Source organism: Bradyrhizobium cenepequi, assembly GCF_020329485.1.
Taxonomy (GTDB): domain Bacteria; phylum Pseudomonadota; class Alphaproteobacteria; order Rhizobiales; family Xanthobacteraceae; genus Bradyrhizobium; species Bradyrhizobium cenepequi.
The window spans coordinates 138269-151512 of record NZ_JAGKJI010000006.1 but is presented as its reverse complement, the minus strand read 5'-3'; the positions used below and the strand labels follow the sequence as shown (position 1 = coordinate 151512).

Here is a 13244-nt window from a genome sequence, read left to right as displayed (position 1 = left end):
CCTGCCGTTAGTTTTCTGTGCGATGGTTTCGGTCACGCCGGGGCCGTGCCCTGCTTGAACAACCCAACCTTCAAATCCTTCGCGCGATAAATAATCTCGCCGTCCATGGAAAGCCAGCCATCGGCAATGCCGAGCACCAATCTCGAGCGCATCACGCGCTTGATATCGACGTTGTACACAACCTTGCGCACGTTCGGCAGAACCTGACCGGCGAGCTTGAGCTCGCCAAGCCCGAGCGCGCGGCCGCGGCCCTCGCCGCCGATCCAGCCGAGGTAAAAACCAACCATCTGCCACATCGCATCCAGGCCAAGGCAGCCGGGCATGACAGGATCGTTCTTGAAGTGGCAGCCGAAGAACCAGAGATCCGGCTTCACATCGAGTTCGGCGCGCACCAGTCCCTTGCCGAACTCGCCACCGGTCTCGGAGATCTCGCTGATGCGGTCAAACATCAGCATCGGCGGCAACGGCAGGTGGGCGTTGCCCGGGCCGAACATCTCGCCTCTGCCGCACGCCAGCAAATCCTCGTACTCGTAACTGCTGCGCCGCTCCAGCATCCTGTTTCCACTCTTCTCAATGTCCCGGTGAAGCGCTCTCGAACGAATCGGACCGTTTCCCCGGCGGGAGAACATTTCCCGCAACCCGGCGCTACCTTGGGCGCGAATGGCATCGTCTCTGCCGAATTCGCATATGTGGTCCGCGCGCTCTCTAACATAGGCGGGAAGGCGCGGCAAAGTGCCGGAATGGGTTAAATTGCTGCATCCCCAGAGGGTTCCGCTCACATGTCTCGGGCCGGCTCTAGTTGCGAGAAACTTGCATCTGAAGGATTTCCTTCTTATACTGCTACTGAATGTTGCCCGAGTTAGGTGTCTAGAGTGCATATGAGCGACGAAGTTCCGCATGTAAGCGATGACGCTGGTCAGGTCGCCCGCAACCCCGGTCATCAGCCGGCGCTGACGGGGTGCCCGTGGCATGACGTCAATGAAATGCTGCAGGCGGCGGGCCTTCGGCCGACCCGTCAGCGCATGGCGTTGGGCTGGCTCCTGTTTGGCAAGGGCGCCCGCCACCTGACCGCAGAAATGCTTTACGAGGAGGCGACGCTCGCGAAGGTTCCGGTGTCGCTTGCTACCGTCTACAACACGCTGAACCAGCTCACTGATGCTGGCCTGCTGCGCCAGGTCAGCGTCGACGGCACCAAGACCTATTTCGACACCAACGTCACCGCGCACCACCATTTCTATCTCGAGAACAACCACGAGCTGGTCGACATTCCCGACCCGCATCTGGTGCTCTCCAAGGTGCCGGATATCCCGGAAGGCTACGAGATCGCGCGCATCGACATGGTTGTGCGGCTGCGCAAGAAGCGCTGATCTTCAGTAACTCAATACAAGCGGAAATTCCGTAGGGTGAGCAAAGCGAAGGCGTGCCCACCCTAGGACACCATCGCTGGGATCTGGCTAATCCACCTTCTCGTCGGCGTACACGCCCCACAGGCGTTGCTGCTCGATCCAGCCATCGAAACCGTTGCCGATGACACGGCACCAGCCATTGGCACATTTCTTGACCTGCGCAATGACGCCGGCCTGCAGCCGCGCTGCAACCGCACTGGTCGCATCAGGACGATCGTAGATCGATGCCAGATCGTCCTTGTGCTTCATCGTGACGACCGCAGTGCGGCGGCCCGACAATAGCGAATGATAGACCCAGCCTTCGGCGCCTTCGGAATCGCGCACCCGGCGCCAGTTCTCGAACTCGGCAGTGATTTCGACCGGCAGGCCGGAGCGGGTGTAGACCCAGGCGACGTCATTGTCTTTGGTCGGGCCGGCGCGGACATTCACATGATCGGATTTGAGGCTGACGTAACGGGGTATCGGCAGACCGCTGGTGGTCGGGGTTGCATCCTTGGCCGAATGTCCTGGAGATACCGAGGCGCCGAGCACGCACCCGACCAGCATCGCCAACCAACTCAACCGCCCCAACGCCATCAACTCGTCTCCTGCCGAGAACGCCAACTCAGATTCTGCGAGTTGAACCCTAAACGTCCAGAACCACAAACCCCTGCGCCGCGCACCAGTGCCCCGGCCCGTCTTGCCGAGGGGTTCTTGTGTTGGCCCGGTCTTCTGCTAGAGAGGACGGAACGTTTAAAACCAGAACACCCGGCTTTCCTTGGAAACCCGAGGCAAGTATCTGGGAACCCAGGGAAACGTGAAGGAAACGCCGGGACCGCGCAGCCACCGCAGTTTCGAACAACCGGGTTAATGAGGCCTGAACGGTGAAGCCTTTCACGGGCCGAAGCCTCATGAGAGCAGGACATGTCGGTTAAGAAGAAGCCTCTCGTCGTCGTCACCCGCAAGCTGCCGGATTCGATCGAGACCCGGATGCGCGAATTGTTCGACGCGAGGCTCAATCTCGACGACACGCCGATGACATCGGAGCAGCTCGCGGAAGCCGTGCGCGCCGCCGATGTGCTGGTGCCGACCGTCACTGACCTGATCCGCGAGAACGTGCTCAACCAGCCCGAATCCAAACTCCGGCTGATCGCCAATTTCGGCAACGGCGTCGACAATATCGACGTCCCAGCGGCGCATGCGCGCGGCATCACCGTGACCAATACGCCGAAGGTGCTGACCGAAGATACCGCCGACATGACCATGGCGCTGATTCTCGCCGTGCCGCGAAGGATGATCGAGGGCGCCTCGATCCTGACCGACGGCAAGAACTGGCCGGGCTGGTCGCCGACCTGGATGCTCGGCCATCGCATCGGGGGAAAACGGCTCGGCATCATCGGCATGGGCCGCATCGGCCAGGCAGTGGCGCGCCGCGCCCGCGCCTTCGGCCTGCAGATCCACTATCACAACCGTCGCCCGGTGGCGCCGCGCATCGCCGACGAGCTTGGCGCCACCTATTGGGAAAGCCTCGACCAGATGCTGGCGCGGATGGACATCCTGTCGGTGAACTGTCCGCATACGCCCGCGACCTTCCACCTGCTTTCGGCGCGGCGGCTAAAGCTGATCCGCAAGGACGCCTATATCGTCAACACCGCCCGCGGCGAGGTGATCGACGAGGATACCCTGATCAAGCTGATCGAAGCCGGTGAGATCGGCGGCGCCGGTCTCGACGTCTATGAGCACGAGCCCGCGGTGAATCCGAAGCTGGTGCGGCTCGCCAAGGCAGGCAAGGTGACGCTGCTGCCGCATATGGGCTCGGCCACCATCGAGGGCCGTGTCGAGATGGGCGAGAAGGTGATCATCAACATCCGCACCTTCCTCGACGACCACAAGCCGCCGGACCGCGTGCTGCCGAGCATGCTGTAACGAATATCTCTGGTCGTTCCCGCGAAGGCGGGGGACCCATAACCACCGATGTGTGTTGTGGCACGAGCAAGCGGTTGCAGCGGAGCACATTACAAACGCCTGTGGTTATGGGTCCCGGGTCAAGCCCGGGACGACGGAGAGACTACCCTATTCTTCCGCCGCTCCCGCTTGCGCCACTCCGCGACGAAAGCCACGAAGGCGGCGAGCGCCGGCGGCGGTTGACGCCGGCTCGGATAGTAGAGGAATGGGCCCGGGAACGGCGGGCACCAATCGTCGAGCACGCTGACCAGCGCGCCGGATTTGACGCCGTAGCGCACATATCCCTCGAACGTCGCCCAATAGCCGACGCCGTCATGGACGGCGCGCAACGCCAGTCCGAGATAGGTCGCGATCAGCTTGGCCGGCGGCGATACTTTCACAACGCGGCCCGCTTTCTCGAACTCCCACTCCAGCATCGCGCCACTGCCGAAGCGGGTGCGGATGCAGGAGTGATCGAGCAGATCCTTCGGGTGTGTCGGCTGGCCGTGCCGCGCGACGTAGTCGCGTGAGGCCACCACCGCATAGCGCTGCGGCCCACCAAGTGCGACCGCGATCATGTCCTGCGCGAGATGCTCGCCATAACGTACGCCGGCATCGAAGCCTTCGGCGACGATGTCGACGAATGCACTTTCCGCCACGATCTCCAGGTCGATCTGCGGATATCTTGCCAGGAACGGTGCCACCATCGGCGCCATCACCAGGTCAACCGCCGGCGGCGGCGCATTGATGCGCAGGCGTCCCGACGGCACGCCGCGCAGGCCCCGCACCTGGTCGAGCGCCGCGCCGACGTCGCGCATCGCAGGATCCACGCGCGCAAGTAACAACTCGCCGGCCTCGGTCAACGCCACGCTGCGGGTGGTGCGATTCATCAGCCGAACACCGAGCCGCTCTTCCAGGTCGCGTAGCCGCTGGCTGAGGCTGGAGACCGAGACGCGTTGCTCCAGCGCCGCACGCCGAAAATTCTGCGTGCGGGCCACGGCGAGGAAGGCTTCGAGATCGCGGAGGTCGAAATCCTGCATTGTTCGATATAGTGAACAAGCTATTCTTGATTGTCCAGCTTATCGAAATAATCAAAGCGGCGCATATCAGGCTCGTCGCAAGCGACATCCCGTCCGCCGCCATTTCGAGGAGAAGCTGCCATGGAAAAACGCAAACTCGGTTCAACGGGCCCGCAGGTCTCGGCCATCGGCCTCGGCTGCATGGGCATGTCCGACTTCTACGGACCCGCCGATCGCAGCGAGAGCATCGCCACCATCCACGCCGCGCTCGATGCCGGCATCACTTTGCTCGACACCGGCGACTTCTACGGCATGGGCCACAATGAGATGCTGATCGGTGAAGCGCTTGCCGGGCGGAGCCGCGACAATCTGCAGATCTCGGTCAAGTTCGGCGGGCTGCGCGACCCGAACCGGGGCTTCTTCGGCTATGACTGCCGGCCGATCGCGGTGAAGAACTTTGCCGCCTATTCGCTGCAGCGGCTCCGCGCCGACCATATCGACATCTATCGGCCGTCGCGGCTCGATCCCAACGTGCCGATCGAGGAGACGGTCGGTGCGATCGCTGACCTGATCAAGGCCGGACACGTCAGGCATATCGGACTTTCGGAAGTCGGCTCGGAGACCATCCGCCGCGCGCACGCCGTGCATCCGATCGCCGATCTGCAGATCGAGTATTCGCTTGTAGCGCGCGGCATTGAGGACGACATCCTCAAGACCTGCTGCGAACTCGGTATCGGCATCACGGCTTACGGCGTCCTGGCGCGCGGCCTGATCAGCGGTCATTGGTCGAAAGAGAGTTCTAGCGCGCAGGATTTCCGTCTGATGACCCCGCGCTTCCAGGCCGGCAATATCGACACCAATCTGGCGCTGGTGGATTCGCTTCGCGCCATTGCCCGGGACGTCGGCGCATCTCCGGCGCAGGTCGCGATCGCCTGGGTCGCGGCACAGGGCAAGGATATCGTACCGCTGGTCGGCGCCCGCCGCCGCGACCGTCTCACCGAGGCGCTCGGCGCGCTCGAGGTGAAGCTGACGGACGCGCATCTCGCCGCATTGGCAAAAGCATTTCCGCCCGGCGTCGCTGCCGGCGGCCGCTATCCGGAGGAGCACTTAAGGCACATGGACAGCGAGAAACGCGCGTCCTAACTTTCAAGAATGCCCGCTCAAGTCGGTGATAACAGGCTTATCGCCGTTGAGCGGATTGGCCGGATCGCGCGTGTAGCGCAGCGTCTCGAAGCGCATCGCGCGCGCATCCACCATCAACAGACGCCCGACTAGGCCTTCGCCGAAGCTGACGATCTCGCGAATCGCCTCCAGCGCCATCATCGAGCCCAGGACACCGGCGAGCGCGCCCATCACGCCGGCTTCCGCGCAGGCCGGTACCGTGCCAGGCGGCGGAGGCTCCGGAAACAAGCAGCGATAGGTCGGGTTGAATTCGCCGGCTTCATTCTTCTCATGTGCGCGGATCGTGGTCAGCGAGCCGTCGAATACGCCGAGCGCCGCCGTGATCAGCGGCTTGCCGGCGAGGAAGCAGGCATCGGAGACGAGATAGCGCGTCTCGAAATTGTCGGACCCGTCGAGCACGAGATCGTAGCCGCCGATCAGCGACATCACGTTGCTCGCATCGAGCCGCACCGCATGCGCCTCGAAATTGACGTGCGGGTTGAGCGCATGGATCTGCTCGGCGGCGCTGTCCACCTTGCGTTTGCCGATGTCCGGCGTGGCATGGATGATCTGGCGCTGCAGATTGGAGAGCGACACGACGTCGTCATCGACGACCCCGAGCGTGCCGACGCCAGCCGCCGCCAGATACATCAGCGCCGGCGCGCCAAGGCCGCCGGCGCCGATCACCAGCACCGAGGTTTCCTTCAGCGCAGCCTGTCCGGGCCCGCCGACTTCGCGCAGCACGATGTGGCGGGCGTAGCGTTCAAGTTCGTCGGCACTTAGCATCGTCGACTTTATCCTTCCTCGCGGTCCCTGCTGCTGCCCCTCATGGTGAGGAGCGCAGAATGCGCGTCTCCGGACGATGCTATCGCATCGCCGGGCGAACCATGAGGCCCGGATCTCACCTGTGGTCATCCTTCAAGACGGCCGCTGCGCGGCCTCCTCAGGATGAGGGTCTTCCCTGTTGCGCCTTACGCAGTGAACCCTCGCGCGGCTGTTCGCGACCAAGCAGATGTGCATAATCGGCCCACCGCGCAATAGCCTCCCGGATTTGTCATGAGATCGATGCTTTCGGCAACATTGATGATCGTGACAATGGCCACCGCGCAGGCTCAGATGACCCCGCCGTCCACGGCCGGCGCCAAGCCGAAGACGGTCGCGACCGTGCCGGTCCGCCCCGCGCTGCAGAAGCCTGAAGAGACGGCAAGCGGGATGACACAGGCCGAGCGGCTAGCGCTGCAATCCGATCTTGCCTGGGTCGGGCAATACAATGGCGCGATCACGGGCGATGTCAGCGAGCGCATGGTCAACGCGATCAAGGAATTCCAGAAATCTCGGGGCGGCAAGCCGACTGGCGTGCTCAACCCGCAGGAGCGCGGCGCGCTGGCCGAGACCGCGCGGCGGAAGCGGGAGAGCGTCGGCTGGCGGATCGTCACCGAACCCGGCACCGGCGCGCGGCTCGGCATCCCCTCAAAATTGGTGCCGCAGCTCGCAAGCGGCGTCGACGGCGCCAAATGGACCTCACCGACGGGAACGGTTCAGGTCGTGCTGGCGCGGCGCAAGGAGGCGAACCCGACCACCGCAAAACTTGCCGAGCGCGAGAAGAACGAGCCGGGCCGGACCGTCGATTATACCGTCGTCAAGCCGGATTTCTTCGTGCTGTCAGGCCTGCAGGGGCTGAAGAAGTTCTACATCCGCGGCACGTTCAAGGGTGACGACGTCCGCGTCCTCACCGTCCTCTACGACCAGGCAACCGAGAATACGGTCGAGCCCGTGGTGATCGCGATGTCGAGCGCGTTCAGCGCGTTCCCATCCGGCCCGCAAGTCGCAGGACCCCCGCCGCGCAAGACCGTGGAATACGGCACCGGCGTTTTTGTCAGCGACGACGGCGCGATCGTGACCGACCGGCTGGTCACCGACGAATGCATCGCGATCACGATTCCCGGCCACGGCAATGCCGACCGGATCGCCGAAGACAAGGAGCACGATCTCGCGCTCTTGCACATCTACGGCGCGCGCGGATTGAAGCCGCTAAACATCGGCGCCACCGGCGCCAAGACGGCGCTCGACCTCACCGGCATCGCCGATCCGCAGAACCAGAGCGGCGCCAACGCCGTGAGCAGCGCCAAGGCGACAGCCACGCCTGTCGGCAGCGACGTCACGCTAACGCCGGCGCCCGCGCTCGGCTTCTCCGGGGCCGCGGCGCTCGATGCCGATGGCAAGTTCGCCGGACTCGCTTTGCTGAAGCCGGTGGTTGTCGCGGGTCCAGCGAATGCGATCCCGACATCACAGGCGATGCTGGCGCCGGCTGAGACGGTAAGCGCTTTCCTCAAGGCGCATGGCGTGATTGCGAACGGCACATCGTCGGATGCAAACGCCGCCGTCGTCCGCGTGATCTGCGTGCGGAAATAGGCCGGTTCTTCGCCTCGCCCCGCTTGCGGGGAGAGGTCGGATTGCATCGCCAGATGCAATCCGGGTGAGGGGGAGCTTCCGCGAACTCGTCTCTCACCGCATTTGCGGCGCGAGCCCCACCCCAGCCCTCTCCCCGCAAGAGCGGGGCGAGGGAGCGCACCGAACACCTCACACCAACCTGAATCTCACCCCCGCACGCGCGAGCCCGCCGGCGATGCCGATCGGCGTGCCGTCGGCGCGCCAACAGGCCGCGCCCTGCATGCGGCCATCGTCATCAAACTGGATCGCATTCATGCCGCCGGCGACGGAGGATACCGGCGCGATCGTATGGCCCAGGCTCGCGAGTTTGTCGCGCACGCTCTGGGGAACGGCGAGCTCGACTTCGAGTGCATTGCCTTCGGTCCATACTCGCGGCGCCTCGACGGCTTCCTGGAGACTCATGCCGTGATCGATCAGGTTGATCAGCGCCTGCATTGCGCTGGGGAAGATGCGTTTTCCTCCGGGCAAGCCCAGCGCATACTTCAGCTTGCCGCCGCGCAGCGCCATCATCGGCGACATCGAGGTGGTGACGCGCTTGCCTGCCGCCGGCGACAGCGCATGACCGGGACGCGGATCGAATAGATGCATGTAATTGTTCGCGATGGCACCTAAGCCCGGGATCAAGATCTTGGCGCCGAACAGATTGTTGATGGTCTGCGTGGTCGCAACCACATTGCCGAACGCATCCGCCGCTGTCAGATGCGTGGTGTGCGCGCCCTCGAGCTGCGCGACGCCCGACCCCCACGCTTGCGCCCGATGGGGATCGATCGCACGGCGCCGCTCCTCGGCATAGGCTTTCGACGTCAGCCGCTCGACGGGCACGTTGACATAAGCTGGATCGCCGCTCGCCGCGGCGCGGTCGGCAAAGGCGATCTTCAGCACTTCGGCAAGATAGTGAATCGTCTCGGCGGTGCCGAAGCCGAGGCTCGCGATATCGTAACCTTCGAGGATGTTCAGCATCCCGGCGATGTGCACGCCCGATGCCGCCGGCGGCGGCGGTCCCAGGATGGTCCAGCCGCGATAATCGGCGCGGATCGGCTGACGCTCGACGGTCTTGTAGGCTGCGAGATCGGTGCGGCGGATGTAGCCGCCGTTCTTCTCCATGTAGTCTACTAGGATATCGCCGAGCGAGCCCTGATACAGCGCGGCCTCGCCGTGCTCGGCGATATGGCGCAGAGTCTCCGCATATTCGGCCTGCACCACGCGTTCGCCGATCTGGAGCGGCTCGCCGTTCGCGAGGTAGATCGCCGAGATCGGCTCGTCCTTCAGCATGTCGGCGGCGCTCTCGCGGATGCATTCGTGCAGGTAAGGCGTCACCGCATAGCCGTGGGCGGCGTGTTTAATCGCCGGCTGCATGACGTCGGCAAGGCTCATGGTGCCGAACCGCCGCAGTGTCTCGCACCAGGCCATCAGCGACCCCGGCACAGCGACCGCCTTTGGACCGACGCAATTCTCATCGCCAACGGTATCGAACACGTCGTGCGCCGAACCCGGCTTCGAAGTATAGGTATCGGGACGGACCGCGAGCGGCACGGTGCTCTGGCCGTCGATGAAGCGATGCGTGCCGTCGGCGAGACGGATATGCGCCATGCCGCCGCCGATGATACCGACCATCATCGGCTCGACCACAGTCAACGTGAACAATGTCGCGATCGCCGCATCGATGGCGTTGCCGCCGGCGGCAAGCATCTCGGCGCCCGCGCTTGAGGCCAGCGGATGATTGCTGACGACCATGCCGCGGCTCGAGATCGCTGGTTGCTTTTCGCATTCGAAATTCGTCGCCGCGCGATCGCGCCAATTGTCACTCATGACGTCGCTCCCATTGTTGTCGGTTATTTCTGGCATTTCGGGCACCAGAAGGTCGAACGGCCGTTCTGGGTGAAGCGCTTCACGGTGCCGCCGCAACCCGGCGTCGGGCACTTCTCGCCTTCGCGGTCATAGACCTGGAACGAATGCTGGAAATAACCGAGGTCACCATTGGTCTGGCGATGGTCGCGCAGCGATGAGCCACCGGCCTGGATCGCCTGGTTCAGCACATCATGGATCGCAGGGACCAATCGTTTCGCGTGCTCCGTCGGCTCCCCCGTCTTCTTCATGGCGAGCGTCGCCGCCAATCGCCGCGGCGACAGGCGCGCACGAAACAGCGCTTCGCAGACGTAGATATTGCCGAGCCCTGCGACCACGCGCTGGTCGAGCAGCGCCGCCTTCAGGCTGGTCTTCTTGTTGGCGCAGGAACGCGCCAGCATCGCGGCATCGAATTCATTGCCGAGCGGCTCGGGGCCGAGGCCCTTCAACAGCGGCTCATCCTCGATCGCGTTGCGCGCGATCACTTTCATATAGCCGAAGCGCCGCGGGTCGTTGAAGATGATCGCAGCACCCGACGACATGTGGAAGATCACATGATCGTGTGTGCGGTCCTGATTCCGCTCATAGTGGAAATGGCCCGGTGCGATGTTGTCGTCGTCCTTGAGCACGCGGAACGAGCCGGACATGCCCAGATGCATCAAGAGCACGTCGCCGGAGGCCAGATCCGCCATCAGGTATTTTGCGCGACGGCCGAGACCCGCGACCGTCTGACCCTCCAGCCGCGCGACGAAATCCTTCTGAAAGGGAAACCGCAAATCCTTGCGGCGGGCCTCCGCTTTCAGAATTTTCGCGCCCTCCATGGACGGCTGCAGGCCGCGGCGGACGGTCTCGACTTCGGGGAGTTCGGGCATGGAGATGTCATTCACAGGGAGCGCGATCGGCAAAACTGTAAGCGGTTTTGCGCCCCTTCGCGCGACAAATTAACAATTTGCGAACAATCCAGCAGACCGCGGCCGGTTTGGCGGATTGTGCGCGGAGGTGCTGACGTGATAGCGCCATTGCGGCGGGCGCGCTATGGTCGCGCCGTAAGGTGATGCGTTGATGGATCGGCGGGACCAAACCACCCATTTCGGCTACAGGGACGTCCCCCTGGGCGAGAAGCAGACGCTGGTGAACGAGGTGTTCCACAGCGTGGCGTCGCGTTATGACTTGATGAACGATCTGATGTCGATCGGCCTGCACCGGGTCTGGAAGGACATCATGATCACTCAGCTCAATCCGCCGAAGAGCGAGGCGCCGTTCGCGCTGCTCGACGTCGCGGGCGGCACCGGCGACATCGCGTTCCGCGCCGCGAAAGCGGGCGGTCCCGGTTTCCGAGCCACCGTTTGCGACATCAATGCCGACATGCTCGAGGTCGGCCGCAACCGCGCCCGCGCGCAGCATCTCGATGATCGCGTCTCCTTCGTCGCCGGCAATGCAGAAGTATTGAGCTTTCCGGACCGTTCGTTCGACGCCTACACGATCGCATTCGGCATCCGCAACGTGCCGCGGATCGATGTCGCGCTGCGCGAGGCCTATCGCGTGCTGCGGCCCGGCGGCCGATTCCTCTGTCTCGAATTTTCCGCGGTCGACGTGCCCGGCCTCGACCGGCTCTATGACCTGTTCTCGTTCAGGGTGATCCCGCCGCTCGGCCGCGTCGTGACCGGCGATGCCGAGTCCTACCAATATCTGGTCGAATCGATCCGCAAGTTTCCACGGCCCAGCGCCTTTGCCGAGATGATCACCGCCGCCGGCTTTGCGCGCGTGAAATGGGAAATCCTCTCCGGCGGCATCGTGGCGCTGCATTCGGGCTGGCGTTTGTGATCTCTGCGACAACCCACATCGCGCGCCTCGCCCGCGCCGCCTTCGTCTTCGCGCGCGAGGGCGTGTTCGGCGTCGTCGACCCGGCGCTGGTGCCGCCGCCGGCGCAACTGCTGGTGAAACTCGCCCGCCTGGTCGAACGGCGCGGCGCCAAGTCGGGGCCGCGGCTGTCGCGCGCGCTGACGCGGCTGGGGCCGGCCTATCTCAAGCTCGGCCAGTTCCTCGCCACACGACCTGACGTGGTCGGCGTGGTGATGGCCAAGGATCTGGAGAGCTTGCAGGACCGGCTGCCACCGTTCCCGCAAGCCGATGCCGAAGCCGTGATCGCGCAGTCGCTGGAACGCCCGCTGGCGCAGAGTTTCGTGCGGCTCGGGCCTGCTGTTGCCGCCGCCTCGATCGCGCAGGTGCATCGCGGCGAGATCGAGCGCAACGGCGTGCGTCAGCCGGTGGCGGTGAAGGTGCTGCGGCCGAACGTCGCCTCCCGCTTCCGCCGCGACCTCTCCGATTTCTTCTTTGTCGCGCACAAGGCCGAAGCACACTCGGCCGAAGCGCGACGATTGCGGCTGGTCGAGGTCATCAACACGATGTCGCGCTCGGTCGCGATTGAGATGGACCTCCGCCTGGAGGCCGCCGCCCTCTCCGAGATGGCGGAAAACACCAACGACGATCCGGATTTCCGCGTGCCGGCGGTGGACTGGGACCGCACCACCCACAACGTGCTGACGATGGAATGGGTCGACGGCATCCCGCTGAACGACCGTATCAGGCTGGAGCAAGCCCAGGTCGACCTGCCCGATCTCGGGCGCAAGGTGATCCAGAGCTTCCTGCGCCACGCGCTCCGTGACGGCTTCTTCCATGCCGACATGCATCCTGGCAATCTCTTCCTCGACGATACCGGCCGGCTGGTCGCGGTCGATTTCGGCATCATGGGCCGGCTCGGGCAGAAGGAGCGGCGTTTCCTCGCCGAAATCCTGCTCGGCTTCATCACCCGCGACTATCGCCGCGTCGCCGAGGTGCATTTCGAGGCCGGCTATGTGCCGGGGCATCATTCGGTGGAGAATTTCGCGCAGGCGATCCGCGCCATCGGCGAACCGATCCACAACCGCACCGCCGAGGAAATCTCGATGGCGCGGCTGCTGACGTTGCTGCTCGAAGTCACCGGCCTGTTCGACATGCAGACGCGCCCCGAATTGATCCTGCTGCAGAAGACCATGGTGGTGGTCGAAGGCGTGGCGCGCAGCTTCGACCCCAGGCTCGACATCTGGAAGATCGCCGACCCCGTGGTGCGCGAATGGATCGAGCGCAACCTCGGACCGGTGGGGCGGATCCAGGGTGCGATGTCGGGGGCTGGTGAACTCGCCCGCGTACTGGTTCATCTGCCCGATATCGCCTCGCGCGCGGTCGCGGTGCTGGCCAATCTGGAGAAGCTGACGCGCGAGGGCGTCACGCTGTCGCCCCAAACGATCGCGGCGATGGGCCAGACCGAGGGCCGCAAGAACCGCTGGCGGACGGTGGCGCTCTGGATCATCGCGGCCACCTTTATCGGAATCCTGATCGCCGTCCAGAATCTGTGATTGCAATGACAGCATCTCGCGCTAGCATTGCCAGCAAAAATGGT

At 64.1% G+C, this 13244-nt stretch carries 12 protein-coding genes; 6 read left to right on the top strand and 6 right to left on the bottom strand.

Annotated elements, in window-relative coordinates; all coding sequences use genetic code 11:
- Window positions 1-32 precede the first annotated feature (32 nt).
- Complete coding sequence (gene fabA, locus J6497_RS10185; RefSeq protein ID WP_225704123.1) at window positions 33-554, bottom strand: 3-hydroxyacyl-[acyl-carrier-protein] dehydratase FabA; 522 nt, start codon at window positions 552-554, stop codon at window positions 33-35.
- A gap of 324 nt (window positions 555-878) precedes the next feature.
- On the opposite strand from fabA, the gene irrA reads away from it, so the two are divergent.
- On the top strand, window positions 879-1367 hold the full coding sequence (gene irrA / locus J6497_RS10180; RefSeq protein WP_283844409.1) for an iron response transcriptional regulator IrrA: 489 nt from the start codon (window positions 879-881) through the stop codon (window positions 1365-1367).
- 87 nt (window positions 1368-1454) lie between these two features.
- Here the strand turns inward: irrA and J6497_RS10175 are convergent, their stop codons facing one another.
- Window positions 1455-1982: an SH3 domain-containing protein gene (locus J6497_RS10175; protein WP_225704122.1), complete on the bottom strand. Its 528-nt coding sequence runs from the start codon at window positions 1980-1982 to the stop codon at window positions 1455-1457.
- Window positions 1983-2309: 327 nt separating this feature from the next.
- Here J6497_RS10175 and J6497_RS10170 point away from each other — a divergent pair, with 327 nt between their 5' ends.
- Window positions 2310-3311 carry a 2-hydroxyacid dehydrogenase gene (locus J6497_RS10170; protein ID WP_225704121.1) on the top strand — a complete coding sequence of 334 codons (1002 nt, stop codon included), beginning with the start codon at window positions 2310-2312 and terminating at the stop codon, window positions 3309-3311.
- A 119-nt stretch (window positions 3312-3430) separates the two neighbouring features.
- On the opposite strand, the gene J6497_RS10165 is transcribed toward J6497_RS10170, so the two are convergent.
- Complete coding sequence (locus J6497_RS10165; RefSeq protein WP_225704120.1) at window positions 3431-4369, bottom strand: LysR family transcriptional regulator; 939 nt, start codon at window positions 4367-4369, stop codon at window positions 3431-3433.
- Window positions 4370-4489: 120 nt separating this feature from the next.
- Here J6497_RS10165 and J6497_RS10160 point away from each other — a divergent pair, with 120 nt between their 5' ends.
- Entirely contained in the window at window positions 4490-5491 is a 1002-nt protein-coding gene (locus tag J6497_RS10160) for an aldo/keto reductase (RefSeq protein ID WP_225704119.1), read from the top strand.
- A 3-nt stretch (window positions 5492-5494) separates the two neighbouring features.
- Here J6497_RS10160 and J6497_RS10155 read toward each other — a convergent pair whose 3' ends face one another.
- Entirely contained in the window at window positions 5495-6295 is an 801-nt protein-coding gene (locus tag J6497_RS10155; RefSeq protein ID WP_225704118.1) for a HesA/MoeB/ThiF family protein, read from the bottom strand.
- 270 nt (window positions 6296-6565) lie between these two features.
- Here J6497_RS10155 and J6497_RS10150 point away from each other — a divergent pair, with 270 nt between their 5' ends.
- Window positions 6566-7921, top strand: a complete 1356-nt coding sequence (locus J6497_RS10150) for a serine protease (RefSeq protein WP_225704117.1) — start codon at window positions 6566-6568, stop codon at window positions 7919-7921.
- A gap of 168 nt (window positions 7922-8089) precedes the next feature.
- Here J6497_RS10150 and ggt read toward each other — a convergent pair whose 3' ends face one another.
- Together ggt and mutM are read right to left on the bottom strand one after the other, a co-directional pair.
- A complete protein-coding gene (gene ggt / locus J6497_RS10145) occupies window positions 8090-9769 on the bottom strand; it encodes a gamma-glutamyltransferase (RefSeq protein ID WP_225704116.1) in 1680 nt (559 codons plus the stop codon).
- Between the two features lie 23 nt (window positions 9770-9792).
- Window positions 9793-10677: a bifunctional DNA-formamidopyrimidine glycosylase/DNA-(apurinic or apyrimidinic site) lyase gene (gene mutM, locus J6497_RS10140; RefSeq protein WP_225704115.1), complete on the bottom strand. Its 885-nt coding sequence runs from the start codon at window positions 10675-10677 to the stop codon at window positions 9793-9795.
- Window positions 10678-10867: 190 nt separating this feature from the next.
- Here mutM and ubiE point away from each other — a divergent pair, with 190 nt between their 5' ends.
- Window positions 10868-11629, top strand: coding sequence for a bifunctional demethylmenaquinone methyltransferase/2-methoxy-6-polyprenyl-1,4-benzoquinol methylase UbiE (gene ubiE, locus J6497_RS10135; protein ID WP_225704114.1), 762 nt, complete (start codon window positions 10868-10870; stop codon window positions 11627-11629).
- Entirely contained in the window at window positions 11626-13200 is a 1575-nt protein-coding gene (gene ubiB, locus J6497_RS10130; protein WP_225704113.1) for a 2-polyprenylphenol 6-hydroxylase, read from the top strand. Before ubiE ends, ubiB begins: the two co-directional genes overlap by 4 nt.
- The last annotated feature ends 44 nt before the right edge of the window (window positions 13201-13244 follow it).

Excerpts from the sequence above, each read along its gene's own strand:
- J6497_RS10175 (WP_225704122.1), bottom strand. The coding sequence starts at position 1,982 with ATGGCGTTGGGGCGGTTGAGTTGGTTGGCGATGCTGGTCGGGTGCGTG.
- J6497_RS10150 (WP_225704117.1), top strand. The coding sequence starts at position 6,566 with ATGAGATCGATGCTTTCGGCAACATTGATGATCGTGACAATGGCCACC.
- J6497_RS10170 (WP_225704121.1), top strand. The coding sequence starts at position 2,310 with ATGTCGGTTAAGAAGAAGCCTCTCGTCGTCGTCACCCGCAAGCTGCCG.
- J6497_RS10165 (WP_225704120.1), bottom strand. The coding sequence starts at position 4,369 with ATGCAGGATTTCGACCTCCGCGATCTCGAAGCCTTCCTCGCCGTGGCC.
- irrA (WP_283844409.1), top strand. The coding sequence starts at position 879 with ATGAGCGACGAAGTTCCGCATGTAAGCGATGACGCTGGTCAGGTCGCC.
- ubiE (WP_225704114.1), top strand. The coding sequence starts at position 10,868 with ATGGATCGGCGGGACCAAACCACCCATTTCGGCTACAGGGACGTCCCC.
- J6497_RS10160 (WP_225704119.1), top strand. The coding sequence starts at position 4,490 with ATGGAAAAACGCAAACTCGGTTCAACGGGCCCGCAGGTCTCGGCCATC.
- J6497_RS10155 (WP_225704118.1), bottom strand. The coding sequence starts at position 6,295 with ATGCTAAGTGCCGACGAACTTGAACGCTACGCCCGCCACATCGTGCTG.
- fabA (WP_225704123.1), bottom strand. The coding sequence starts at position 554 with ATGCTGGAGCGGCGCAGCAGTTACGAGTACGAGGATTTGCTGGCGTGC.
- mutM (WP_225704115.1), bottom strand. The coding sequence starts at position 10,677 with ATGCCCGAACTCCCCGAAGTCGAGACCGTCCGCCGCGGCCTGCAGCCG.
- ggt (WP_225704116.1), bottom strand. The coding sequence starts at position 9,769 with ATGAGTGACAATTGGCGCGATCGCGCGGCGACGAATTTCGAATGCGAA.